At 58.9% G+C, this 23486-nt stretch carries 21 protein-coding genes; 9 read left to right on the top strand and 12 right to left on the bottom strand.

Annotated features, from left to right (window positions below; genetic code table 11):
* Positions 1–139: 139 nt before the first annotated feature.
* Positions 140–1726: an ABC-F family ATPase gene (locus tag ACWR1S_RS12385; RefSeq protein ID WP_007914779.1), complete on the bottom strand. Its 1587-nt coding sequence runs from the start codon at positions 1724–1726 to the stop codon at positions 140–142.
* A gap of 380 nt (positions 1727–2106) precedes the next feature.
* Here ACWR1S_RS12385 and lpxO point away from each other — a divergent pair, with 380 nt between their 5' ends.
* A complete protein-coding gene (lpxO, locus tag ACWR1S_RS12390) occupies positions 2107–3006 on the top strand; it encodes a lipid A hydroxylase LpxO (protein ID WP_454563676.1) in 900 nt (299 codons plus the stop codon).
* Positions 3007–3123: 117 nt separating this feature from the next.
* Here lpxO and ku read toward each other — a convergent pair whose 3' ends face one another.
* Positions 3124–3990, bottom strand: a complete 867-nt coding sequence (gene ku / locus ACWR1S_RS12395; protein ID WP_454563677.1) for a non-homologous end joining protein Ku — start codon at positions 3988–3990, stop codon at positions 3124–3126.
* A gap of 189 nt (positions 3991–4179) precedes the next feature.
* On the opposite strand from ku, the gene ACWR1S_RS12400 reads away from it, so the two are divergent.
* Complete coding sequence (locus ACWR1S_RS12400) at positions 4180–4500, top strand: hypothetical protein (RefSeq protein ID WP_454563678.1); 321 nt, start codon at positions 4180–4182, stop codon at positions 4498–4500.
* A gap of 52 nt (positions 4501–4552) precedes the next feature.
* The gene (locus ACWR1S_RS12405; protein ID WP_454563679.1) at positions 4553–5707 is read left to right on the top strand and encodes a PQQ-dependent sugar dehydrogenase; all 1155 of its coding nucleotides are present in this window, start codon (positions 4553–4555) and stop codon (positions 5705–5707) included.
* A 114-nt stretch (positions 5708–5821) separates the two neighbouring features.
* Here the strand turns inward: ACWR1S_RS12405 and ACWR1S_RS12410 are convergent, their stop codons facing one another.
* A complete protein-coding gene (locus tag ACWR1S_RS12410) occupies positions 5822–6922 on the bottom strand; it encodes a peptidase C39 family protein (RefSeq protein ID WP_454563680.1) in 1101 nt (366 codons plus the stop codon).
* 92 nt (positions 6923–7014) lie between these two features.
* Here ACWR1S_RS12410 and ACWR1S_RS12415 point away from each other — a divergent pair, with 92 nt between their 5' ends.
* The 4 genes from ACWR1S_RS12415 to nudC all read left to right on the top strand — a co-directional run bounded on the left by ACWR1S_RS12415 (position 7015) and on the right by nudC (position 11373).
* On the top strand, positions 7015–8589 hold the full coding sequence (locus ACWR1S_RS12415; protein WP_454563681.1) for a RimK family protein: 1575 nt from the start codon (positions 7015–7017) through the stop codon (positions 8587–8589).
* A 7-nt stretch (positions 8590–8596) separates the two neighbouring features.
* The gene (locus tag ACWR1S_RS12420) at positions 8597–9520 is read left to right on the top strand and encodes a magnesium transporter CorA family protein (protein WP_454563682.1); all 924 of its coding nucleotides are present in this window, start codon (positions 8597–8599) and stop codon (positions 9518–9520) included.
* Positions 9521–9723: 203 nt separating this feature from the next.
* A complete protein-coding gene (locus tag ACWR1S_RS12425) occupies positions 9724–10536 on the top strand; it encodes a crotonase/enoyl-CoA hydratase family protein (protein WP_454563683.1) in 813 nt (270 codons plus the stop codon).
* Positions 10537–10542: 6 nt separating this feature from the next.
* On the top strand, positions 10543–11373 hold the full coding sequence (nudC, locus tag ACWR1S_RS12430; protein ID WP_095118807.1) for an NAD(+) diphosphatase: 831 nt from the start codon (positions 10543–10545) through the stop codon (positions 11371–11373).
* Here nudC and ACWR1S_RS12435 read toward each other — a convergent pair.
* Entirely contained in the window at positions 11341–12120 is a 780-nt protein-coding gene (locus ACWR1S_RS12435; RefSeq protein ID WP_141125628.1) for a TSUP family transporter, read from the bottom strand. The genes nudC and ACWR1S_RS12435 overlap by 33 nt on opposite strands.
* A 331-nt stretch (positions 12121–12451) precedes the next feature.
* Between ACWR1S_RS12435 and sfnG the strand changes: the two genes are divergently transcribed.
* A complete protein-coding gene (sfnG, locus tag ACWR1S_RS12440) occupies positions 12452–13534 on the top strand; it encodes a dimethylsulfone monooxygenase SfnG (RefSeq protein ID WP_454563684.1) in 1083 nt (360 codons plus the stop codon).
* A 122-nt stretch (positions 13535–13656) separates the two neighbouring features.
* Here sfnG and ACWR1S_RS12445 read toward each other — a convergent pair whose 3' ends face one another.
* Together ACWR1S_RS12445 and ACWR1S_RS12450 are read right to left on the bottom strand one after the other, a co-directional pair.
* On the bottom strand, positions 13657–14136 hold the full coding sequence (locus ACWR1S_RS12445) for a nuclear transport factor 2 family protein (RefSeq protein WP_034153955.1): 480 nt from the start codon (positions 14134–14136) through the stop codon (positions 13657–13659).
* A gap of 55 nt (positions 14137–14191) precedes the next feature.
* Positions 14192–14755 carry a TetR/AcrR family transcriptional regulator gene (locus tag ACWR1S_RS12450; protein WP_454563685.1) on the bottom strand — a complete coding sequence of 188 codons (564 nt, stop codon included), beginning with the start codon at positions 14753–14755 and terminating at the stop codon, positions 14192–14194.
* A gap of 234 nt (positions 14756–14989) precedes the next feature.
* On the opposite strand from ACWR1S_RS12450, the gene pssA reads away from it, so the two are divergent.
* Positions 14990–16333 (top strand): CDP-diacylglycerol--serine O-phosphatidyltransferase, encoded by a 1344-nt coding sequence (pssA, locus tag ACWR1S_RS12455; RefSeq protein WP_454563686.1) that lies wholly within the window; start codon positions 14990–14992, stop codon positions 16331–16333.
* Between the two features lie 123 nt (positions 16334–16456).
* Here pssA and efeO (ACWR1S_RS12460) read toward each other — a convergent pair whose 3' ends face one another.
* The 6 genes from efeO (ACWR1S_RS12460) to ACWR1S_RS12485 form a co-directional block, all read right to left on the bottom strand.
* A complete protein-coding gene (efeO, locus tag ACWR1S_RS12460; RefSeq protein WP_454563687.1) occupies positions 16457–17281 on the bottom strand; it encodes an iron uptake system protein EfeO in 825 nt (274 codons plus the stop codon).
* A 27-nt stretch (positions 17282–17308) separates the two neighbouring features.
* The gene (gene efeB, locus ACWR1S_RS12465) at positions 17309–18607 is read right to left on the bottom strand and encodes an iron uptake transporter deferrochelatase/peroxidase subunit (protein ID WP_454563688.1); all 1299 of its coding nucleotides are present in this window, start codon (positions 18605–18607) and stop codon (positions 17309–17311) included.
* 18 nt (positions 18608–18625) lie between these two features.
* Positions 18626–19825, bottom strand: a complete 1200-nt coding sequence (gene efeO / locus ACWR1S_RS12470) for an iron uptake system protein EfeO (protein ID WP_454563689.1) — start codon at positions 19823–19825, stop codon at positions 18626–18628.
* 8 nt (positions 19826–19833) lie between these two features.
* Positions 19834–20679, bottom strand: a complete 846-nt coding sequence (gene efeU, locus ACWR1S_RS12475; protein WP_454563690.1) for an iron uptake transporter permease EfeU — start codon at positions 20677–20679, stop codon at positions 19834–19836.
* A 121-nt stretch (positions 20680–20800) separates the two neighbouring features.
* Entirely contained in the window at positions 20801–21772 is a 972-nt protein-coding gene (locus tag ACWR1S_RS12480; protein ID WP_454563691.1) for a DUF3829 domain-containing protein, read from the bottom strand.
* The gene (locus ACWR1S_RS12485; RefSeq protein WP_454563692.1) at positions 21769–23448 is read right to left on the bottom strand and encodes a hypothetical protein; all 1680 of its coding nucleotides are present in this window, start codon (positions 23446–23448) and stop codon (positions 21769–21771) included. The genes ACWR1S_RS12480 and ACWR1S_RS12485 overlap by 4 nt, the downstream gene beginning before the upstream one ends.
* Positions 23449–23486 lie beyond the last annotated feature (38 nt).

The raw sequence follows: 23486 nt of genomic DNA on the forward strand, positions 1-23486 counted from the left end.
CCTGCTCGTGTGACGCGGAGCGTCACGGGATGCATTCCCACGCAGAGCGTGGGAACGATCAGCGCGCTGAATGCAAAAAGCCCCGTCACATGGACAGGGCTTTAGCTTGAAGCTAGCAGCTCAACACTTGAAGCTGCTTTTAGAACACCACACCCTGACTACGCAGGTAGTCATCATACGTGCCGCTGAAGTCAGTCACGCCATCCGGGCTCAGCTCGATGATGCGCGTGGCCAGGGACGATACGAACTCACGGTCGTGGCTGACGAAGATCAGCGTGCCCGGGTAGTTCTCCAGCGCCAGGTTCAGCGCCTCGATCGATTCCATGTCCAAGTGGTTGGTCGGTTCGTCCATGATCAGCACGTTCGGCTTTTGCAGGATCAGCTTGCCGAACAGCATGCGACCTTGCTCACCACCGGAAATCACTTTGACCGACTTGAGGATCTCGTCGTTGGAGAACAACATGCGGCCCAAAGTGCCGCGAATCATCTGCTCGCCCTGAGTCCACTGACCCATCCAGTCGAACAGGGTGACGTCGTCTTCGAAATCGTGCGCGTGATCCTGGGCGTAGTAGCCCAGTTCTGCCGCGTCGGTCCACTTGATGCTGCCGGCGTCCGGGGTCAGTTCGTTGACCAGGGTGCGCAGCAGGGTGGTTTTACCGATACCGTTCGGGCCGATGATCGCTACGCGCTCGCCCGCTTCAACCTGGAAGCTGAAGTCTTTGAACAGTGGCTTGCCGTCGAAACCTTTGGCCATTTTTTCGACGATGACCGCCTGGCGGTGCAGCTTTTTGTTCTGATCGAAGCGGATGAACGGGCTCACGCGGCTCGAAGGCTTGACCTCGGCCAGCTGGATCTTGTCGATCGCCTTGGCGCGGGACGTCGCCTGCTTGGCTTTCGAGGCGTTGGCCGAGAAGCGGCTGACGAACGATTGCAGCTCGGAAATCTGTGCTTTCTTCTTGGCGTTGTCCGACAGCAGTTGCTCGCGGGACTGGGTCGCCACGGTCATGTACTCGTCGTAGTTGCCCGGGAACAGACGCAGCTCGCCGTAATCCAGGTCAGCCATGTGCGTGCACACGCTGTTCAGGAAGTGACGGTCGTGAGAGATGATGATCATCAGGCTGTTACGCTGGGTCAGCACGTTTTCCAGCCAGCGGATGGTGTTGATGTCCAAGTGGTTGGTCGGTTCGTCGAGCAACAGCACTTCTGGATCGGAGAACAGCGCCTGCGCCAGCAATACGCGCAGTTTCCAGCCTGGCGAGACTTCGCTCATCGGGCCGAAGTGCTGTTCGATGCCGATACCCAGGCCCAGCAACAGTTCACCGGCACGGGACTCGGCGGTGTAGCCGTCCATTTCGGCGAATTCGGTTTCCAGCTCGGCTACAGCCATGCCGTCTTCTTCGCTCATTTCCGGCAGCGAGTAGATACGATCGCGCTCGGCCTTGACCTTCCACAGCTCTTCGTGACCCATGATCACGGTGTCGATCACGGTGAATTCTTCGTAGGCGAACTGGTCCTGGCGCAATTTACCCAGACGCACGTTCGGCTCGAGCATGACCTGACCGCCGGACGGGTCGAGGTCGCCGCCGAGGATTTTCATGAAGGTCGACTTGCCGCAACCGTTGGCGCCGATCAGACCGTAGCGATTGCCCGCACCGAATTTGACCGAAACGTTTTCGAAGAGCGGCTTGGCGCCGAACTGCATCGTGATGTTAGCTGTAGAAATCAAGAGTTTTTCCTGCGAAGCATTCTTAAAAAGCGAGGGTGCGGCTGCAGCGCTTGGCCCGAGTCAAAGTGCGCTGAAGCGGGAGAGTCCCGTCATCGACCAAGGGGGGCGCGTAAAGTTTGGCGGCGATTGTACTGGTCTGGCTCTTTAAACGATAGGGCGATCACGCCACGATCGCCGATTGGCATGATCGCGGGACAGTTTTTCACAGTTGAAGATTCACTATCGGTTACAAACTGTGGCTAAAATGCCACCTATTCACCGAGCGTCCGGTTACGGCGCGGGCCAAGGACGTGCCATGTGTATTCAGACCGCTGCATAAGACGCTGGGCCTCAGGCCGCCGGGCGCGCAGTTTGTTCACTTCTGACGTGTGACGATTTCCGTGAAACTCATCATTGCTGCTATTTATGTCATTTCCATTGCATACGTTCATTTGCGTGGACGTGTGCGCCACAAGCTCGGCCGACAACTCAGTGACCATTCGACGTTTCTTGCGCCGATCAACTGCTTCCTTTATCTGTTTTCGAAGAAACCTAACCAGCCTTATCTCGATCCGGCGGATTTCCCCGATCTCAGCGTGTTGCAGGCGCATTGGCAGGAGATCCGCGAAGAAGGCCAGAATCTGCTGCGTGCCGGCGAAATCAAGCGCTCTACCCAGTACGACGATGTCGGTTTCAACTCGTTCTTCAAAAGCGGCTGGAAGCGTTTCTACCTGAAGTGGTACGGCGAAAGCCATCCGTCGGCAATGAAACTGTGCCCACGCACCACCGAACTGGTGCAAAGCATCGGCTCGATCAAGGCCGCGATGTTCGCCGAATTGCCGCCGGGTTCGAAACTGGTGCGTCACCGTGACCCGTATGCAGGCTCGTATCGCTATCACCTGGGTCTGGACACGCCGAACGATGCCGGCTGCTACATCAATGTCGACGGTGAGAACTACCACTGGCGTGATGGCGAAGCAGTGATGTTCGACGAGACGTTTATTCATTACGCGGAAAACACCACCGACCAGAATCGCATCATCCTGTTCTGCGATATTGAACGTCCGATGAAATACCGTTGGGCCGCAGCGTTCAATGCCTGGTTCAGCCGTACGGTGATGTCGGCGGCAGGCGCGCCGAACGATGCTGGCGACCGCACGGGCGGGATCAACCGTTTGTTTACCCGGATCTACAAGATTCGCCTGCGTGGTAAAGAGCTGAAGAAACGCAATCGCAAACGTTACTACATGGAAAAGTGGGCGATCTTCGGTGGTTTGCTGGCGGTGTTCATTCTGATCTGAATTCAACGCAGACGCTGCTGACGCCATCGCGAGCAGGCTCACTCCTACATTTGAAATGCGTTCCCCTGTAGGAGCGAGCCTGCTCGCGATGACGATCTCAAGGGCAACCAATCACTATCAGGAAGCCTTCTTGGCTTTTTTAGCCGGCGCAGCTTTCGCCGGTTTCTCAGCCTTCGCCTTAGGCTTGGCCGGCGCTTTCCCACCCAGACTGCGTTTGAGCAGCTCGGTCAAGTCGATCACATCAGCGGTTTTACGCTCTTCCTCGCCACCCACCGTTTCAACATCCTCGATCTTGCCTTCATGGGCCTTTTTCTCGACCAGGGCCATGATCTTGTCTTCAAATTCATCCTTGTAGTCTTCGGGTTTCCAGTCGGCGCTCATGTCCTGCACCAGCCGTTTGGCCATGTCCAGTTCACCCTTGGCCAGCTGTGGCTTGGTCACTTCAGGACCCAATTCCAACTCATCGAGGCCACGCACCTCCTGCGGCCAGCGCAGTTTCACCAGCACCAATGCATCTTCCAGCGGCATCAACGCCGCCAGGTACTGGCGCGTATGCAGGACCACGCGGGCGAGGGCGACCTTGTTGGTTTTGCTCAGGGTTTCGCGCAGTAGCGCGTAGACCTTGCCGCCGCGCTTGTCGGGTGCCAGGTAGTAGGGGGTGTCGATGTTTTGCAGGGGAATCTGTTCGGCGTCGACGAAGGAAAAGATGTCGATGGTCTGCGTCGAGACGGGGTGCGCCGAGCGGATTTCCTCTTCGCTGAGTACCACATAGCGGCCCTTTTCATAGGCCACGCCTTTGACGATGTGCTCCTTGGTGACTTCCTTGCCAGTGACCTTGTTTACCCGTTTGTAACCTACCGGGTCCATGCTGCGGCTGTCGAGCCAATCGAAATCCACGCCCTGCGACGAGGTCGCCGAGACCAGTGCGACAGGGATGTGCACCAGTCCGAAACTGATTGCGCCTTTCCAGATTGCCCGAGCCATGGTGAGTTCTCCGAGTGATGATCGGATGACCTGCAGCCGTGGCTGAAAGTTTCCCCGGAATGCGCGGGTTTCCAGGGACTCGGTCAAGCCGTGTTACATGTTGTTTAAGGCTTGCGGGTTAACAAATCCGAACCCTGAGCGTAGCGTGGACTCGAAGGCTCTATCCTTGGCCCATCGAGAGGCAGCGTCATGAACCGAATTCTGCTTGGCATCGTCGCTTTGGCCCTCAGTGGCGGGTTGGTTCATGCCGACGTCCTGTTGGCGCAAAGCCCGACCGGCAATAGCAATAACCCTTACAACAGCCCGATCCGCCGGGCCAACCCCAACAGCATGCAGGGCACCCAGCCCGCCACTCCGAACATTCGTGGCCCGAACACAGTGCCGGCGCCGCGTCAGCCTACGGTCGAAAACCGCGGCATCGGCAACGGCCAGCCAATTCAGTCGGTGCCGAGTACCCCGCCCAGGTTCATTCCCAACCCACCTTCGCGCAGCGGAGACAGCAACCGTTGAGCGGCAGGACCGAGGTTCTGTCGGCCATTCAAGCGAACAAAAGGAATCGTGCATGTTGCGTAAAACCCTTCTAGCCACTTTCTGCGCCAGTGCGCTGCTCAGCGCGCCGGCGTTTGCCGCTGCCCCCAAAGAGCTGCAAAGCGAACAGGGCACCCTCGAAGTCACGACCATCACCGCAGGCCTTGAACATCCATGGGCACTGGCATTTCTGCCGGATCGACAAGGCATGCTGGTCACCGAACGTCCGGGCAATCTGCGCGTGGTCGCGGCCGACGGCAAGCTGTCGGCGCCGATCTCCGGTGTACCGCAGGTCTGGGCCAAGGGGCAGGGCGGGTTGCTGGATGTCGTGCTGTCGCCGGACTTCAAACAGGATCGTCTGGTCTATCTGTCCTATGCCGAAGGGGGTGGGGCCGGCGACAAGGCGGGCACCGCCGTCGGGCGTGGGCGGCTTTCGGATGACTTGAAGACCCTGAAGGATTTCAAAGTGATCTTCCGCCAGGAACCGAAGCTTTCGGTCGGCAATCACTTCGGCTCACGACTGGTGTTCGATCGCGACGGCTATCTGTTCATCACCCTGGGTGAGAACAACGACCGGCCGACGGCGCAGGATCTCGACAAGTTGCAAGGCAAGGTCGTGCGCATCTACCCGGACGGCAAGGTGCCGGATGACAACCCGTTTGTTGGTCAGTCCGGCGTACGCCCCGAGATCTGGGCCTACGGCGTACGCAATCCGCAGGGGGCGGCGCTCAATCCCTGGACCGGCACAGTGTGGGAGAACGAGCACGGCCCGCGCGGTGGCGATGAGGTGAACATCATCGAGCGCGGCAAGAACTACGGCTGGCCGCTGGCGACCCACGGCATCAATTACTCGATGCAGCCGATCCCGGAAGCCCAGGGCAAAACGGCCGAAGGCACTGTCGCACCGCACCACGTGTGGGAGAAGTCGCCGGGCGTTACCGGTATGGCGTTTTACGATGCCGATCGTTTCAAGCCGTGGCAACACAATGCGTTTATCGGCGCGCTGGTGACTCAGGAACTGATTCGCTTGCAGTTCGATGGCGACAAGGTCGTGCATGAGGAGCGTTTGCTGGGTGAACTCAAGCAGCGCATTCGCGATGTGCGGCAAGGTCCGGATGGTTACCTGTACGTGCTGACGGATGAAGAGAAGGGCTCTTTGTACAAAATCGGCCTGAAGCCCGAACTTTAAAGAAGAGTCCCCCTGTAGGAGCTGTCGAGTGCAATGAGGCTGCGATCTTTTGATCTTGTTTTTAAGATCAAGATCAAAAGATCGCAGCCTGCGGCAGCTCCTGCATGTGGAGGCTTACGTTTCGCGGGAATACAGCACCACCGCCGCACGCAATTTACCCCGGCCAAACCGACACATTTTCTCGAACTCCCCGTGACTCACCGGCACATGCTGGCAATCCATGGATTGTCGATGCTGGCTGTGGTCAACATCTGGGTCATGCAGGTAAACGAAGTCTTCGTCACAATCGGTCACGACCACCCAGTGCGGCGATTTGGAGCGCGTCAGTCGATAGCTGCTGATCAACACCAACGGCTGCCCACCGGCATCCAGCAGTCGCGGCAGATCCAGCAACGCACCGATCACACACTCGACATCGGTTTCCTGCAATTGCGCCGTGAACTCTTCGTGGACCAGGCGCATGACGTCTTTTTTATGCGCATCACGCACACCGTCGAGGAATAACGGCCCGCTCATGCTCAGCGCCATACGCACGCGAAACCCCCGACGCCACGCCGCCAATGCCAATCCTTGCGGGCTGCAACCGCCATGGCCGGAGGTCATGAACACCGTGGTCGCCTCCCGCCAGACCTGCAGTTCCTCTCGACGCTCCAACGACCGTTCCGCTTGCAGCGCGCCCATGGCCATCAGCAGACACGCCGGGCCACAAGTGAAGTCGGTGGTTTGCGGGTAGTAAGGCACCTTGATGCTGCGCGAATCACGGTGCTGGAGAATGCGTTTCTCTAGCCGCAGCGCATCGGCGTGGTCTTCGTAGTAATCGTGAATCAGCGCAAAACGCCGGTAGCCATTGCGCTCGTACAGCGCGATCGCCGCAGGGTTGTCGAGACGCACCTCCAGGCGCAGGTACGCGCAGTCATGCTCCAGGGCCATCGCTTCAATGCGCTGCAGCAATGCCTTGCCCAGGCCTGTGCCGCGCGCTTCGACGGCGATCGCGATGGAATACAGTCGCGCGAGTGAAGTGCCGCGATGAAACAACACCAACGCGTAACCCAGCAGTTGACCGTCGCATTCGGCCACCAGCAACTGCCCGTGAGCTCGGGTAATCATCCATTGAAAACTGCGACTGGTGAGCCGGTCCGTGGTGAAACATTGCATTTCCAGTGCCAGCAGTGCCGGCAAGTCTTCAACTACCGCCAAACGAAAAACAGCCTTCATATGACCACCGTAAAAGTTGCGTAACGAAACGAGACTTTCGAAAAACTTCGTGCTTAATAGAAAAGGTCTTGTTCTCCAACGGATCAATCTCTATGTCAGCGGTACAGGGTCATTGGCGCGAAGTATCCGAGCAAAGTTTGCCGGCGGCAACTTTTTTAAAATCAGCGATTAAAACATCCAGTCAGGTTTTGATTATTGTCGAACGCAAGGAAGACTGGGCTTCATACTTCCCTAGTGAAGACATCCTGACAGCGCAGGAATACCTCGAGCACAGCTGTGACAGCGAGCCGGGCAAGCGCGTGCAGGTGATCAATCTGTGCCGCAGCTACAAGTACCTGGGCCACGGCTATTACTGCTCGCTACTCGCCGAGGCACGGGGCCACAAGGTGATTCCGTCGGTACGCACCATCAGCGAACTGACGAAGAAATCTCTTTACGGTCTGGCACTGGACGATCTCGATAAAACTCTGGAAAAAGCCCTCAGCCATCATCTCTACAGTGATACCGAAGGTTTTACTTTGACCCTGTATTTCGGTCGAACACATATCGAGCCATTACAGGACCTGGCCCGGCAGTTGTTTGAAGTGTTTCCCTGTCCGATTCTGTTAGTTGAGTTTCGCCGAACTAATGGCTGGCACATCGAAGGGATAAAGTCCGGCGCCTTGCACAAGTTGCGCGATGATCAGGAAGATCAGTTTGCCAATGCGCTGGACGGTTTCAGTCGTAAAGTCTGGCGAGTACCGCGCTCGCCGCAAGTGGCGCGCTACGACTTGGCGATACTGTACGATCCACAAGAAGCTTTGCCGCCGTCCAACGCCAAGGCACTGGCGAATTTCGTCCGGGTTGGCAAAGGCATGGGCATTGACGTCGAACTGATTGAACGCAAGGATTACGCACGCCTGGCCGAGTACGACGGCTTGCTGATCCGCGAAACCACCAGCGTCGATAATCACACCTATCGTTTCGCCAAGAAGGCCGAAAGCGAAGGCCTGGTGGTGATGGATGACCCGACGTCGATTCTGCGCTGCACCAACAAGGTTTACCTGACGGACTTGCTCAACAGCCATCAACTGGGCATGCCCGCCACCGAAATCCTCTACAAGGAGCGACCCGAAGACTTCGAACGCGTCGGTGAGCGCCTGGGTTTTCCACTGGTATTGAAAATCCCCGACGGCTGCTTTTCCCGTGGCGTGATCAAGGTCGAAAGCCAGCAGGCCTTGCTCGAAGCGACCGCCGAATTGTTCGAACACTCGGTGTTGCTGCTGGCTCAGGAGTTTTTCTACACCGAGTACGACTGGCGCATCGGCGTGCTCAACCGCAAACCGATTTTCGCCTGCCAATACTTCATGTCCAAGGGCCACTGGCAGATCTACAACCACAAGGCCAAAGGCCAGGACGTCAACGGCGAGTGCCGGACGATGGCGATCCACGAGGCGCCACGCGCTGTAGTGGAACTGGCGGTGAAGACCGCCAACCTGATCGGCGATGGCCTCTACGGCGTCGATCTGAAACAGGCGGGCGACAAGGTTGTGGTGATCGAAGTCAACGACAACCCCAACCTCGACGCCGGTATCGAAGACGCCTATTTGCACGACGATCTGTATTCACTGGTGCTGGAGGAGTTCGTGCGACGCCTGGAACTCAAACGTCGCGGCCAGGCCTGGTGAAGCGCCGATGATCAATAGCTTCGCACTGAGCCACGGCGCCTTGCAGCGGGTCGAGCGACTGGACGCCGAGGTTATGCTGTTCAGCAACCCCGACGCCGCCGAACGCGACTTGCTGCACAGTCATTTCAAGGTTGATGAGCATGCACTGGCGTCAGCGCTGGACCCGGACGAGGTGTCACGCATCGAGTTTCACCCCGACCATTTGTTCCTGATCTGGAAGCGTCCGGAAAACTATTCCGGCGGTGGCAGTCTGGCGTTTGAGGTGTCGTCCTGCGGATTGCTGTTCGCGCCGGGACAACTACTGGTGATCGCCACCGACGACACGCCGCTGCACGGCCTCGGCACCCGCCAGCCGTTGAATACGCCGCTGGATGTGTTGCTCGACCTGCTGTTCAACAACATCCATCACTACCTCGGCCATTTGAAGGTGATCAAACTGGTCGCCCGCGAACTGCAGCAGAAATTCAACGCCTCGATGCAGAACCAGCATCTGGTGCAGATGTTCAACCTCAGCGAAAGCCTGATCTATTACATCAACGCGCTGCACAGCAACGGCGCAGTCCTGACGCGCCTGCGCAATCATGCCGAGAAGCAGCATTTCGGCAGCGAAGCGCTCAGTTTGATCGACGACCTGATCATCGAAAACAACCAGTGCTACAAGCAGGCGGAAATCTACTCCACGGTGTTTTCCGGGTTGATCGATGCGCGCGGCAACCTGATGAACAACAGCATGAACAACCTGCTGCGCAAGCTGACGTTGATCAACGTGGTGTTTCTGCCGTTGAACCTGATTGCGAGCATTGGCGGGATGTCGGAGTTCAGCATGATGACGGCGGGGACGCCGTGGTGGGTTTCTTATCCGCTGTTTCTGGCGGTGATGTTGCTGGGGGCGGGGGGGATGTTGTTTGGGCTGCGGCGTTTGGCCAGATGATTTGTAGTGATTGATCGGACGCCTTCGCGAGCAAGCTCGCTCCCACATTTCGAAATGCATTCCCCTGTGGGAGCGAGCTTGCTCGCGAAGAGGTCGGCACAGGCGAAGTAAAACTCAGGACAGTCCCGCATTTGGCCGAACCGCCACCGTGATGCCTTGTTATAGTTCGGGCCTCATTTTCAGCCCGGTAAAGGATCACTGCCATGCCTCAATACTCCGCTTTCAGCGTCGAACTGGCCGACAACATCGCCCATGTGCAGATCAATCGCCCGGAAAAAATCAACTCGATGAACGCGGCGTTCTGGAGCGAGATCGTCGAGATCTTTCAGTGGATCGATGACACCGACGAAGTGCGCGTGGTGGTGCTCAGTGGTAACGGTAAACACTTTTCTTCTGGCATCGATTTGATGATGCTAGCCGGCGTCGCCAATGAACTGGGCAAGGACGTCGGCCGCAATGCGCGCTTGCTGCGGCGCAAGATCCTCACCCTGCAAGCCTCGTTCAACGCCGTCGACAACTGCCGCAAACCGGTGCTCGCAGCGATTCAGGGATACTGCCTGGGTGGCGCCATCGATCTGATTGCGGCCTGCGACATGCGTTATGCCGCCGAAGACGCGCAATTCTCGATCAAGGAAATCGATATCGGCATGGCCGCCGATGTTGGCACTTTGCAACGGTTGCCACGGATCATCGGTGACGGCATGCTGCGTGAACTGGCGTACACCGGTCGCACTTTTGGCGCTGACGAGGCGCGCAGCATCGGCCTGGTCAATCGGGTGTACGGCGACAAAGACGCGCTGCTCGAAGGCGTGATCGACATCGCCCGTGAAATCGCCTCGAAATCGCCGATCGCGGTCACCGGCACCAAGGAAATGATCAGCTACATGCGTGACCATCGCATCGACGATGGCCTCGAATACGTTGCCACCTGGAACGCCGCCATGTTGCAATCCACCGACTTGCGCGTGGCCATGGCCGCCCATATGAGCAAACAGAAACCCGAATTCCTGGACTGAGAAACCATGACATCTCGCTGGACCACTGCAGTACTGGACACCGATCAACCCGGCGGCTGGGCCGTGGCGCGCAGCCCGGAAGGCTTTCTGTTCGATGACAACGGCGCGTTGTTCCCTCGGGAATGGCTCAAGCGTCAGGACCTGTCGATCCTCGCCGAGCACGGTATTGGCCATCTCGATGGCGAGCCGGTGTACTTGCTGGAGCTGCGCAGTGCCAGCGAAGTGTCGGGTTGTAACTGGAAAGGTCTGCGGGCGTTCATGCTCGATGGCGATCACACAATCTACAAAGTCCTTGGTTACGCCGCGCAGATTGGTACGTGGGCCCGCGAGCATCGCTTCTGCGGTAATTGCGGGCAAGCCATGACGCAGGTCCCGCGCGAACGGGCGATGTATTGCCAGCCGTGCGACTTGCGCAGTTATCCGCGTATTTCGCCGAGCATGATTGTGCTGATCACCCGGGGCGACGAGATTCTGTTGGCGCGTTCACCGCGTTTCGTCACCGGGGTCTACAGCACGCTGGCCGGGTTCGCCGAACCTGGCGAGTCGGCCGAGGATTGCCTGATTCGGGAAGTGCGTGAAGAAGTGCAGATCGAGGTGAAGAACATTCAGTACATGGGCAGCCAGTGCTGGCCGTTCCCGCATTCGATGATGCTCGGCTTCCATGCCGAATACGCCGGTGGCGAAATTGTCTGTCAGGAAGACGAGATCGAAGACGCCCAGTGGTTCAACGTGCACGACCTGCCGCCGTTGCCGGCGTCCAAGTCGATTGCCCGTTACCTGATCGACGTCTACGTGGCGCGGCGCTTAGGCCACGCTGAACCAGTGCTGCCAGGCTAGGCGCACGGTCAAACCCAGGACCACGGTGATGAACACCGGGCGAATGAACTTGGCGCCGCCGCTGATCGCGGTGCGCGCGCCAAAGAACGCGCCGACCATCACCGACAGACCCATGCTCAGGCCGATGATCCAGTCCACCTGCCCGGAAAACACGAACACCGACAGCGCCGCAATGTTGCTGACGAAGTTCATGCTGCGCGCCACGCCGCTGGCCTTGACCAGGTCAATCGGGTAAAGCAGCAGACTGCTGACTGTCCAGAACGCGCCTGTGCCCGGACCCGCCACGCCGTCGTAGAAACCGAGGCTGAAGCCTTGGGTCGATTGCCATTTCTTTTTGATCGGCGCATCGCTGTCCAGCGGTGCTTTTGGCGTGCCGCCGAACAACAGGTAAAGACCGCAGGCGAAGACGATCACCGGGAGCATCTTGTTCAGCCATTCGGCCGGCAGGTAATGAGCGACGACGGCGCCGGTCAGTGCGCCGACCAGTGTGCCGACGATGGCGTGTGTCCATTGGCGCGGGTGAAACAATTTGCGTTTGTAGAAGGTGAAACTGGCGGTGGCCGAACCGAAGGTCGAACTCAATTTGTTGGTGCCGAGCACCAGATGCGGCGGCAGGCCAGCCGTCAGCAGGGCAGGCGTGGTCAACAGACCGCCACCGCCGGCGATGGCGTCGATGAAGCCGGCAATGAAAGCGACAAAGGCCAGAATGGCCAGGGTGGTGAGGTCAACGCTGAGTTCGAAAGGCATGGAATCGGCTTATTCGGCAGGGCGCAGATTTGGCTGCGGGGAGGGCGGTCATGTTACTCATTTCCAAGTGTTGCGGCGACCCGTAAAGCCCAATCGCGAGCAGGCTCACTCCTACAGGGGAACGCATTCCAAATGTAGGAGTGAGCCTGCTCGCGATGACGCCAGTCCGGCCACCCCATCACCCACTGTTGCCCACCCGACACCCAGACAACAAATCTCCTTGTGCAAAACATCTGCACAATCGAAAAGCCCAACAAAACCGGGCATTCCAACCCTGGCACGCTTGCTGCTCTATCACCCACATCTCCGCAAATGTCCCGAGGACACGCCAATGAGTCAGCAAGCCGTAAAATTTGCCTACTGGGTGCCGAACGTCAGCGGTGGGCTGGTGGTCAGCAAGATCGAACAGCGCACCGATTGGGGCATCGACTACAACCGCAAACTGGCACAGATCGCCGAAGCCGCCGGGTTCGAATATGCACTGACGCAGATCCGCTTTACTGCTGGTTACGGCGCCGAGTTCCAGCATGAGTCGGTTGCGTTCAGTCATGCTTTGTTGGCTGCAACCACCAAACTCAAGGTCATCGCAGCGATTCTGCCTGGCCCGTGGCAGCCGGCGCTGGCGGCCAAGCAACTGGCGACGATCGACCAACTCACCAACGGTCGCATCGCGGTGAACATCGTCAGTGGTTGGTTCAAGGGCGAATTCCAGGCCATCGGTGAGTATTGGCTGGAGCACGACGAGCGTTATCGCCGTTCCGAAGAGTTCATTCGTTCACTGCGCGGCGTGTGGAGTCAGGACAACTTCACCTTTCGTGGCGACTTCTACCGTTTCGACAATTACAGCCTGAAACCAAAACCCTTGGGCCGTCCGGAAATCTTTCAGGGCGGCAGTTCCCGTGCGGCACGGGACATGGCGGCGCGGGTGTCGGACTGGTGTTTCACCAATGGCAACAGCGTTGAGGGGATCAAGGCGCAGGTCGACGATATTCGTGCCAAAGCAGCGGCAAATAGTCATTCGGTGAAAGTTGGCGTCAACGCGTTTGTCATCGCCCGTGATACCGAAGAAGAGGCGCGGGCCGTGCTTGCGCAGATCATCGATCAGGCTGACCCGGAAGCCGTGAACGCCTTCGGCGATGCAGCGAAGCAGGCGGGCCGGGCATCGCCGGAAGGAGAGGGCAACTGGGCAAAATCGACGTTTGAGGATCTGGTGCAGTACAACGATGGTTTCAAGACCAATCTGATTGGCACGCCGCTGCAGATTGCCGAACGGATTGTGGCGCTGAAAGCGGTGGGTGTGGATCTGGTGCTGGCGGGGGTTCTGCACTTTCAGGAGGAGGTGGAATATTTCGGGCGGCGCGTATTACCGTTGGTTCGTGAACTGGAGGCCGAGAAGACCGCCGCCGTCGCCTGACACCCGCAAATCCCCTGTAGGAGTGAGCCTGCTCGCGATGGCGTCTGAACATTCAACTTATATGTTGACTGACACACCGCTATCGCGAGCAGGCGAAGGCCTACAATTGGATCTGTGTTGGCTTAGAGACCGAGGTCAGACAGGCCTGGATGATCATCCGGGCGACGGCCCAGCGGCCAGTGGAACTTGCGTTCGCTTTCCTTGATCGGCATGTCGTTGATGCAGGCGTAGCGCTGGAACATCAGGCCCTGCTCGTCGAACTCCCAGTTTTCGTTGCCGTAGGAGCGGAACCAGTTGCCCGAATCATCGTGCCATTCATAGGCGTAACGCACGGCGATGCGGGTGTCGGAGTAGGCCCACAGTTCCTTGATCAAACGGTAATCCAGTTCCTTCGCCCATTTACGGGTCAGAAACGCCTTGGCTTCTTCGCGGTTGTTGGCGAATTCGGCGCGGTTGCGCCATTTAGTGTCGAGGGTGTAAGCCAGCGATACCCGTTCCGGGTCGCGGGAGTTCCAGCCATCCTCGGCCAGACGAACTTTTTCGATGGCCGATTCACGGTTGAACGGCGGCAATGGCGGACGTACCTGGGCTGCAGTAGACATGTTCAGTCTCCCGATCTAATTAATAATTGAACAACAAGTCCGGCTTATTAAGGCGTTACAGGTCCAATAACTTCCGCGCCATGCATTGCGCATTATCGGCGGCACTGTGATCACCCATCACAAGCGCTACGGTAATGGCACCGTCAATCAGGATCAGCAACTGTTTGGCCAGCAGCTGCGGATCTTCGGCGCCATGTTCGGTACACAGCTCGCACACGTAGTCGAGCAGCTTCTGTTTGTGTTCTTTGGCCAGTTGCCGCACCGGGTCCTGCGGATCGCCGGTTTCGCCGCTGGTGTTGATGAATGCGCAGCCGCGAAAGCCTTCGGAGGCGAACCAGCTCTTGAGCACGGTAAACAGGTTGAGCAGGCGATCGGCCGGGGTTGCGGCCTGATCGACCGCGCTTCTGTACCAGTGCATCCAGCGCACGTCACGGCGTTGCAGAGCGGCGACGGTCAGTGCGTCCTTGTCGGCAAAGTAACGGTAAATGCTTTTTCTGGAGACGCCGGCGGTTTTCACCAGTAGATCCATGCTGGTGGCAGCGATGCCACTTTTGTAGATCAACTTTTCGGTGACATCCAGGATGATGTCGCGTGTGTCGTTGCGAGTGATTTCGTTCATGTGGCGAACAGTAGAACGATTGTTCTCCTTGGTCAAGCGGGATTTTTTTTGATCGTTCCCATGCTCCGCGTGGGAATGCAGCCCGGAACGCTCTGCGTTCCCAAAGAGCCGAACGCAGAGCGTCCGTTGAGGCATTCCCACGCAGAGCGTGGGAACGAGTCTTCGGCGGGCAGACCCGAAGGATGCGATGGTGTAAGCTCTCGGGTTCTTCGGATTCGACCCATTGCGAGCCCTATGCCGTTGCTTTTCAAACGTTCCTTGCTGCCCAAACTGCGCAGCTTTCCGCTGACCGCCGAGGCCGTGACCATTCTGTCCGGCGCCGCCGAGTTTCGTCGTTGCCTGCTCGAGAAAATCGCTGCTGCGACCCAGCGCATCTACATCGTCGCGCTGTATCTGCAGCAAGACGAAGCCGGTCAGGAAATCCTCGATGCGCTCCACGCCGCCAAGCTCAAGCGTCCCGAGCTGGAAATCGCCGTGGTGGTCGATTGGTTGCGCGCCCAGCGCGGGCTGATCGGCGCCGGCAAGCAGCCGGGCAATTCGGCGTGGTATCAGGAAATGACCCGCACGCACCAGAGTGAAGTGCCTGTGTACGGCGTACCGGTGCAGACTCGCGAGTTGTTTGGTGTGCTGCATCTGAAAGGCTTCGTGATCGACGACTGTGTGGTCTACAGCGGTGCGAGCCTGAACAACGTCTACCTGCACAAGTTCGACAAGTACCGTTTCGACCGTTATCACGTCCTGCACAGCCACGAACTGGCCGATTCGATGCATCACTTGGTCAAGCATGGTCTGATCGAATCGAAAGCCGTGCACCGTCTCGATTTGCCAAACCTGCCGACCACGCGCAGCTTGCGCAACGACATCGGCGACCTGCGCAGCCGCCTCAAATATGCAACGTACGACACGGCCACTGGCAGCACCGCCAGAGACGGTCTGTCGGTGACACCGTTGCTCGGCGTCGGCAAGAACAACCCGCTGAACCGGGCGATTCTCGAGCTGATTGCCAGCGCGCAAAAACAGCTGACCATTTGCACGCCGTACTTCAACTTGCCGCTGGGCGTGATCCGCGAGATCAACCGCGCATTGGCGCGTGGCGTGAAGATCGACATCGTGGTCGGCGACAAAACCGCCAACGACTTCTACATCCCGCCGAGCGAGCCGTTCAAGGTCATCGCCGCGCTGCCGTATCTGTACGAGATCAGCCTGCGCCGCTTTGCCAAACGGCATCAGCGCAATATCGACAGCGGCCAATTGAACTTGCACTTGTGGCGTGATGGTGACAATACCTATCACCTCAAGGGCATGTGGATCGATCAGCGTTATACATTGCTGACGGGCAATAACCTGAATCCACGGGCGTTTCGCCTGGATCTGGAAAACGCGTTGTTGATCGATGACCCGAAAGGCGAGTGGCTGGAACCGCGGGCGAAGGAACTGGAAGAGATTTTCCGCCATACCACGCGGATCGAGAATTTCCAGAATCTGGAGACGTTGCCGGAGTACCCGGGCGCGGTGGCCAAGTTTCTCAAGCGCGTGAGTCGGGTGCGGATTGAGCGGTTGCTCTACCGGATTCTCTAAAATCAAAATTATGTAGCGCTGCTGATAAAGCCTTCGCGAGCAAGCTCGCTCCCACAGGGGAACACATTCCAAATGTGGGAGCGAGCTTGCTCGCGAAGGGGCCCGCTTAGACGCTAAAAAAACTTAGTTCAGACCCAGCTTGCCACGCAACGTGGACAGGTCTTCCGCCAGTGTATTCACCGGCCCGACCAGCGCTTTACGGTCGTTATCCTTCACCTTGTCGTAAGTCTCAAACCCACCGTCCCTGGTCTTGTACTTGGCCAGAATCTTATCGACCGTGGCAAAGTTCTTGTCGACCTTCGCGACAAAAGCCTTGTCCTGCTGCTCGATCTGCGGACGGAACAGATCAACGATTTTCTTCGCGCCGTCGATGTTGCCCTGGAAGTCATACAGGTCGGTATGGCTGTAGCGATCTTCTTCGCCGGAGATCTTGGTGGCGGCGACTTCTTCCAGCAGCGCAGCGGCACCGCCGACGACTTTCTCAGGCGGGAAGGTCAGGCCGGCGACACGGGTTTGCAGGTCTTTGACGTCGCTGTTGAGCTTGTCCGCCAGTTCGTTCAGACCCTGAGTGCTTTTTTCCGAGAACAGCGAGTACTCGATACGGTGGAAGCCAGTGAAGTCATCAGCTTTCACGCCTTTTTCGTGGTCATCAACGCGCGAGTCGATGGACGCATCGAGGTCACTGAACAGCTCGGCAATCGGCTCGATCGACTCGTAGTAGACGCGGGTCGGTGCATAGAGCTTTTGCGCGGTGGCCAGGTCGCCTTTTTTCACGGCATCGGTGAATTGCTGCGTGTGGCTGCCCAGTTCATCGAGTTGTTCGGTGACGTAAATCTTGTAGTCCGACACCGGCCCCACCAGATCCAGCGGTGCTGTCGCGGCAAACGCCGACAGCGGGGTGTTGAGCAAACCAAGGGTCAGCAATAACGCGAGTGGCGTCTTTTTCATGGGGGCGGCTCCAGTGTTGAGATTGTTTTATGCAGCGGTTTTCGGTTGTGTGGCGTTGAGCAGCGAGCGACCGATGAAGTCCTTGTCGCCCGTGACACCCGGCAGGGTGAAGAAGTAACCACCGCCGACCGGTTTGAGGTATTCCTCCAGCGGTTCGCCGTTGAGGCGGGTCTGCACGGTGATAAAGCCTTTTTCCAGATCGGCCTGGTAACAGATGAACAGCAGGCCCATGTCGAGCTGACCGTTCTTGTTCACACCGTTGGAATAGTTGAACGGCCGGCGCAGGATCAGGTTGGCCTGGGTCGCGGCCGTGCGCGGGTTGGCCAGACGAATGTGCGCGTCGAGTTTGGTCAGCTTGCCCGCCGGGTCTTTGCTGTAATCCGGGACTTCGCTTTCATGCTGGCCACCCATCGGTGCACCGGTGGTTTTGACCCGGCCAAGGATGCTTTCCTGCTCCTGCAACGGCGTGCGGTCCCAGCGCTCGACGAAGTTGCGGATGATCCGCACCGCCTGATAACTGCCGTGCGCGGCCCAGGCGGGCTCGTCGCTGCCCGGCTGCACCCAGACCAGGCGATCCATGGCTTTGCCATCGTTGGAGTCAGGGTTGGCCGAGCCGTCGCGGAAACCAAGGAAGTTACGCGCCGACTGCGCCGGCACCCCCGGTTTCGCCGGGGCTTGCGGCGGCACGCTGCCTTCCTGTTTCCAGCGCACCAACAGCAAGTCGGGCAGGTTTTTGACGATGTCGCGCAGGGCGTGAATGTTGGTGTCCGCGGTGTTCGAGCAGAACTGCAAACTCAGGTCGCCGTGGCAGCAATCGGCTTCCAGCGCATCATTGGGGAAACCGACCATACGGATCAGCCGTTTTGGCTTGGCGTCGGCCAGACCGAAGCGCTCGTCGAACAGCGATTCGCCGACCGAAACGGTGATGGTCAGGTTATCCGGCGTGACGTTCGGGCCGAGGATGCCGGAATCCGGTGGTGGCAGTTTCGGATCGATCTGCGCGACCGGGCCGCCCTTCATCAGAAACGCGATGCGCTCGTTGAGGGTACGGAACAGCCGCTCCAGGTCTTCGCGATCACTGGCCAGCACATCGAACGAAACCAGCATGCCCGAGGCCGGGCGCGGGGTGACGATGCCGGTCTGGTGCACGCCGTGGAAATCGTGGCGGTCTTCGGTCTTGTCGCTGCTCGGCGCTTCGGTCACTTGCGCCGGCGCGGCAGCCATGGCGGGGCAGCTCAGGGCTGAACCTGCGAGGGCGACACCGGCGGCGCCCATGCCCATCAGGACACGGCGACGTTGCAGGTTGAGGCTTTCTGAATCTTTCATCGGGAATTCGTCTTCTGCTTACAGGCCGGAGAGGCCGAGGGCGGGATCGATGCCATCCAGTGCGTCGGCCAGGGCCTGAGCCTTGTCGGCGATCTGCTTGCGTTGTGCGCCGCTGACGGAGTCGTAGCTGGCGTAGCCGTCCTTGATCTTGTAGGTGTCGAGTTCTGTGTCGAAGTCCGCCAGTGCCTTGTCGATTTTCGGCAGCAGGTCGGCGGCTGATTTGCTCAGCATCGGCCGCAGCAGGTCGAAGACTTTGCGCGCGGTTTGCGCGTTGGCGGCGAAACCGTTGAGGTCGCTGTGGCTGTAACGTTCTTCTTCCCCACTGGCAGCACGCACATCGGCCAAGGTGTTGAGGTTGCGCACGACGATGTTGACCAGTTGCTCCGGCGGCAGGCTCTGCGCGAGCAGTTGTTGTTTGAGCGTGGTGACATCGCTGAGCAGGCGCTGGGCGACCGGCGTCAGATCGTCGAGTTTGCGCTGTTGGAACAGGCCGAATTCGAGACGGTGGAAACCGACGAAGGCCGGATCCTGTTCGCGTTTTTCGAAATAATCGGCGCGGGCATTGATGCTGTTGTCCAGCTCGGCCAAGCGTTGCGCGGCAGGGGCCAGACGTTGATACGCCGCACGCGCCGGCAAGTACAGTGCCTGCGCCTGACTCAAGTCGCCGCTTTCAATGGCTTGATTGAGCGCGGTCACGGCTTTGATCAGCGCGCTGCTCTGGCTGGCCAGGTACACGCGGAATTCCGACAGCGGCCCGACGAAGGCGACCATCGACGGTTTGGCTTTGGCCGCTGCGTCAGAGGCTGCCGTCGGCGTCACGTGCAATGTGCCGCGCGGATTGCTCAGCAAACCGCAGGTGATCGCGTAATCGCCCGGTTGCAGGTTGGCATTGATTACCTGGCTCAGGCCCGGTGCGATGTTTTCGCGCTCCTCAACGACGAGCACGCCGTCGAGGATTTCCCATTCCACGGCCCGCTCGGAGCGGTTGACGATGCGGAAACTGGCGCGACCGGCCGGTACCGTCAGCGCGTTTGGCTCGCAACTGCCCGGATGAATGTTCACCACCACTTCATCGTGATTGTGCTGACGCTTGGCCGCAGCCATTTTCGAGGCGTAATAAAACAGACCACCGGCGGCGATCATCACCACCACCGAACCGGCCACCGCCCAACGCAAGGCGCGGGGAGGGGAGGCCTGAGGAGTATTAGGCTTTGACATGAATGCCCTTATTGGCTGGAAACGGAAGACGATTGTGCGGATGGCTTCGGCGGCGGAGCCGGGTAAAAGAACATCACCAGCGCCACCAGCAGATAAATCAGATACGCGCCGAGGGTGCTGACGGTCGGCGCATCCTGATAACCGAACATGCCGGCCAGCACCGAGCCCAACGGGCCGTCCATTGGCAGCGTCGCGCTGAAGTCGAACAGCACGGTTTGCAGGTGATTCCACAGCCCGGCTTCATGCAGGGCTTGCACGGAATTGGCGAGAATCCCGGCGGCGACCACCAGAATGAACAGCCCGGTCCACTTGAAGAACGCCGAAAGATTGAGGCGCATGCTGCCGCTGTAGATCAGGAAACCGACGATGATCGCGAGAATCAGGCCGAGCAGGGCACCGATCGGCGCGCCCGGGCCTTCGCTCTGCTGGAACACCGCGAGCAGGAAGAACACCGTTTCCAGGCCTTCACGGGCGACGGCGAAGAAGACCATGGCGATCAGCGCAATGACCTGATGCTTCGAAGAAGTCAGCGCGTGATCCAGCGAGGCTTGCAACGAATGCTTGATCGAACGCGCCACTTTGCGCATCCAGAACACCATGGAGCTGAGAATGCCCACGGCCACCAGGCCGACGATGCCTTCGAACAGCTCCTGTTGCTTTTGCGGGAATTCAGCGCTGACCAGTTCCAGACCACCGCCGACCAGCAGGGCGAGGGCGGCGGCGAGGAAAACCCCGATCCACACGGCGGGCATCCATTGGCCACGGCCGGTTTGCTGGAGGTAGCTGGCGATGATGCCAACGATCAGCGCGGCTTCAATGCCTTCGCGCAGCATGATCAGGAAGGGAACGAGCATTCGGCACCGAGTTGTAAGAGAAGATGTCAATTTGTAACATAATGACACTCATTCTCAAACAGCAAGGATTGACAATTACCTGAACGTCAGCTGAACAGCTGAGCGCATGGCTCAAATGCGCTTAATACAGTTGGGCGACCTGGCCGTTGTAGACCTCGATCAACTGATCATAAGCGCGCCCCACCCGCTGATAATCTTCACTCAACTGCTGCGCGGAAGCATTTGCCGCCCAGTGATCGTGCAGGCGGTTGACCGCTTCCAGATACCGTTGGCCGGGCGCTCGCACATAGTTCCAGAGGTTCTCCGGCGAATCGGCGTTACTCGTCGCCGGGTGTGCCTGCATGTACGCGGTGCCCGCGTCCCAGGCATCCTGCAGTGCCATTGCGCCCAGGCTCAGATCATTGGGCGAAAACGCCTGATCGCGAACCCGCTTGTCGAGCGTGAGCATGAGGTTTTGCGCGTGCGTCATGTAGGTGAGGACATGCGCGTATTTGAACTGCTCCCGGGCCTTGAGTTGCTGCAGTTGCACCTGCCGCAAATCCTGATCTTGACGATCAAGTGCCCGGCGCAGCTGATCTGACGCGTCGAGAAAGTCTCTGGCCAAAGGAATGAACTGACTGTCGCGATCCGCCTTGTCCGCAGCGCTGACCGAATAGAGCGCCCTGGGACTGAAAAAGTCGAAGCTTGTGGCCACAGCGTTGGCCGCCTTCAGGCTGGCTTCGTAGCGCTGTTGCAGTTGCAGTAGTTCGGGCGCGGATTTCTGTAGAGCGTTTCTTTGCAGTGCATTCATCTGACAGCCGTACGCGTCATGAACGCTGGCATAGAAGAGCCTGTCGCGGGCGTCGACCTTGCGCGGGTCAATGTTCAGATCCCGGCTCAGGTAGCGGTCATAGGCATCACGCCAGCGGCCGTCGGCCTGGTTCAGGCACGCAATCAGCGGGCGCAGGGCACTGGCCGTTTCCTGCTCGGTGAGGTCGGGTTGTTCGAGCCAACGCTGGGCAGGGGCCAGCAGCGCATGGTTGTCTTTCACGATATTGAGCAAGCCCCCGGTCAGCACGATGGTCAGCACGACGGCCTTTGCGCGTTTGTTCATCGCTGAGTCTCCCGTGCCTGCAAATGTCCATACCATTGTTTCAAGTCAGGGATTTCCCGGCATTCCGGGCGACTGTCGAAAGCGCCGCTGCAACTGCGCTTGGCGAACGGTTGCAGGCCTTGATCGACGCCCATCAATTGCGCGCGCGCAATCAGAAAAACCAACACAGTTGTACCAATCACACCGACCATCAGGGCGACCGAGCCTGCCGCACCGAGCACGGGCAGGCGAACCTTGGGGCGCTTGAGGGTCAGCGTGCGTAGCCGGGCGACACGACTCAAACGACTCGCCGCGAGCATCACCACGGTGTACCCGGCCAAGGCTGCCGCACCACAACAAGCCCATGTCAACGCGCCCATTACCCAACACGGCAACAACTGGCGAAGCACCAGCGGAGCGGGGCGTCTGAAACTGAAGCGCCGTGACAATGTCCGGCTCAAGCGCATGTCCAGAGACCACAACCGGTCTGCCATCGGCCGCCATGCCCAGAGCAAGGCAGCGCCCGGCATTGCCAATGCGCACAGCCAGAACAGCAATGCAGCAAGGCTTGTGCCGAACCCTGATCGATCAACCCAGTATTGCGCGCCCACCACCGTGAGTGACGCGCCAAACAGCCCGGCGTACATCGGCCAGTCTTGATTGGGCTGCCTGAGCGATTTCCAGAAATACGGATCGGCGTTGGGCATCTGCTGACTTCGCGCCGGGTCGAGGCGCTTGAGCGTTTCGGTGAGCGTCAGGCAGGCATTCCAGTCGGCTTCGAAAAAACGTCGGGCAAAGGCGCGTCGTTCCTCGTCGCTCATAGGTGTCAGTAACAGACGCGCCGCGCGGCTTTCGGGGGTGCGGTCATCCCGCTCGGCGAGGTTTTCAAGGGTTTCGATCATCACCCGGTCATCCCGGCGTTTCACCAGGATCGGCCAGCTTTGCGGGCAGCGTGATTGCTCGTCGTCGGTGTACCAGTGCTGATGCGTACACAGCGTTTCAAACAGGCGGGGCGACCAGACGTGCGATTGCACCAGTAAACAGGCCAGCGTCTCATTGAACCAGTCATAGCGTTCGAACGGCTGTAACCAGTCAGCCTTTTGGAGCACCAGATAGCGCTCTATGAAGGCGTCGATCTGGCCTGCATCGAGCAACTCGCGCAAGTCCTGTTCGACATGTTTGCAGTAAGCACCCAGCAGCAAATCAAGCGCGGCGGGCGACAAGTCCTCGCGCTGCCAGGCACTGAGCCAGTTGAAGCGCTCCAGTCCCCAGGCGGCCAGCCGCATCCTGTCGTCGCGCGGTGACAGGCACAGCATCAACAATTGATCTTCGAACGCCCGCTCGCAGTTTGAAACTTGAGCCTGAGCAAAACGTTCTGCAAGTTGATTGACGCAAACGCCTTCCAGCAACTGCGCAGCCTGTCGTTCTGCAGGGTCGCGCTCGATCTTCAGGAGCGGTTCAAGCGCGGGAGCCGGCGGCTGAGTGTGCACAGCAAGCTCTTGGCCATCGGGCGCAGGCCTTGTCGCCAGGTGGCGACTCCACGCCATTGCCTGCTCGTAAGCTTCGCGCAGACGCTGAAAACCGCTCGGATCTTCGTCCGGGCGATGTACTTTGAGCAACGCGGCGTATTGGCGTTTTATGCTGCGTAAGTCGCTATCGGCTTCCAGCCCCAAAATGTCCCAGCAATTCAACGGCACGAACCTCGTTCCGCAACCAGGCGGCCAGTCGTAGCCAA

The sequence above is a fragment of the Pseudomonas sp. AIG genome (genome assembly GCF_977020205.1).

Bases quoted from the DNA above. Each gene is read 5' to 3' on its own strand.
- ku (WP_454563677.1), bottom strand. From the start codon at position 3,990: ATGGCTCGGGCAATCTGGAAAGGCGCAATCAGTTTCGGACTGGTGCAC.
- ACWR1S_RS12400 (WP_454563678.1), top strand. From the start codon at position 4,180: ATGAACCGAATTCTGCTTGGCATCGTCGCTTTGGCCCTCAGTGGCGGG.
- ACWR1S_RS12405 (WP_454563679.1), top strand. From the start codon at position 4,553: ATGTTGCGTAAAACCCTTCTAGCCACTTTCTGCGCCAGTGCGCTGCTC.
- ACWR1S_RS12410 (WP_454563680.1), bottom strand. From the start codon at position 6,922: ATGAAGGCTGTTTTTCGTTTGGCGGTAGTTGAAGACTTGCCGGCACTG.
- ACWR1S_RS12415 (WP_454563681.1), top strand. From the start codon at position 7,015: ATGTCAGCGGTACAGGGTCATTGGCGCGAAGTATCCGAGCAAAGTTTG.
- ACWR1S_RS12420 (WP_454563682.1), top strand. From the start codon at position 8,597: ATGATCAATAGCTTCGCACTGAGCCACGGCGCCTTGCAGCGGGTCGAG.
- ACWR1S_RS12425 (WP_454563683.1), top strand. From the start codon at position 9,724: ATGCCTCAATACTCCGCTTTCAGCGTCGAACTGGCCGACAACATCGCC.
- nudC (WP_095118807.1), top strand. From the start codon at position 10,543: ATGACATCTCGCTGGACCACTGCAGTACTGGACACCGATCAACCCGGC.
- ACWR1S_RS12435 (WP_141125628.1), bottom strand. From the start codon at position 12,120: ATGCCTTTCGAACTCAGCGTTGACCTCACCACCCTGGCCATTCTGGCC.
- sfnG (WP_454563684.1), top strand. From the start codon at position 12,452: ATGAGTCAGCAAGCCGTAAAATTTGCCTACTGGGTGCCGAACGTCAGC.
- ACWR1S_RS12445 (WP_034153955.1), bottom strand. From the start codon at position 14,136: ATGTCTACTGCAGCCCAGGTACGTCCGCCATTGCCGCCGTTCAACCGT.
- ACWR1S_RS12450 (WP_454563685.1), bottom strand. From the start codon at position 14,755: ATGAACGAAATCACTCGCAACGACACACGCGACATCATCCTGGATGTC.
- pssA (WP_454563686.1), top strand. From the start codon at position 14,990: ATGCCGTTGCTTTTCAAACGTTCCTTGCTGCCCAAACTGCGCAGCTTT.
- efeO (WP_454563687.1), bottom strand. From the start codon at position 17,281: ATGAAAAAGACGCCACTCGCGTTATTGCTGACCCTTGGTTTGCTCAAC.
- efeB (WP_454563688.1), bottom strand. From the start codon at position 18,607: ATGAAAGATTCAGAAAGCCTCAACCTGCAACGTCGCCGTGTCCTGATG.
- efeO (WP_454563689.1), bottom strand. From the start codon at position 19,825: ATGTCAAAGCCTAATACTCCTCAGGCCTCCCCTCCCCGCGCCTTGCGT.
- efeU (WP_454563690.1), bottom strand. From the start codon at position 20,679: ATGCTCGTTCCCTTCCTGATCATGCTGCGCGAAGGCATTGAAGCCGCG.
- ACWR1S_RS12480 (WP_454563691.1), bottom strand. From the start codon at position 21,772: ATGAACAAACGCGCAAAGGCCGTCGTGCTGACCATCGTGCTGACCGGG.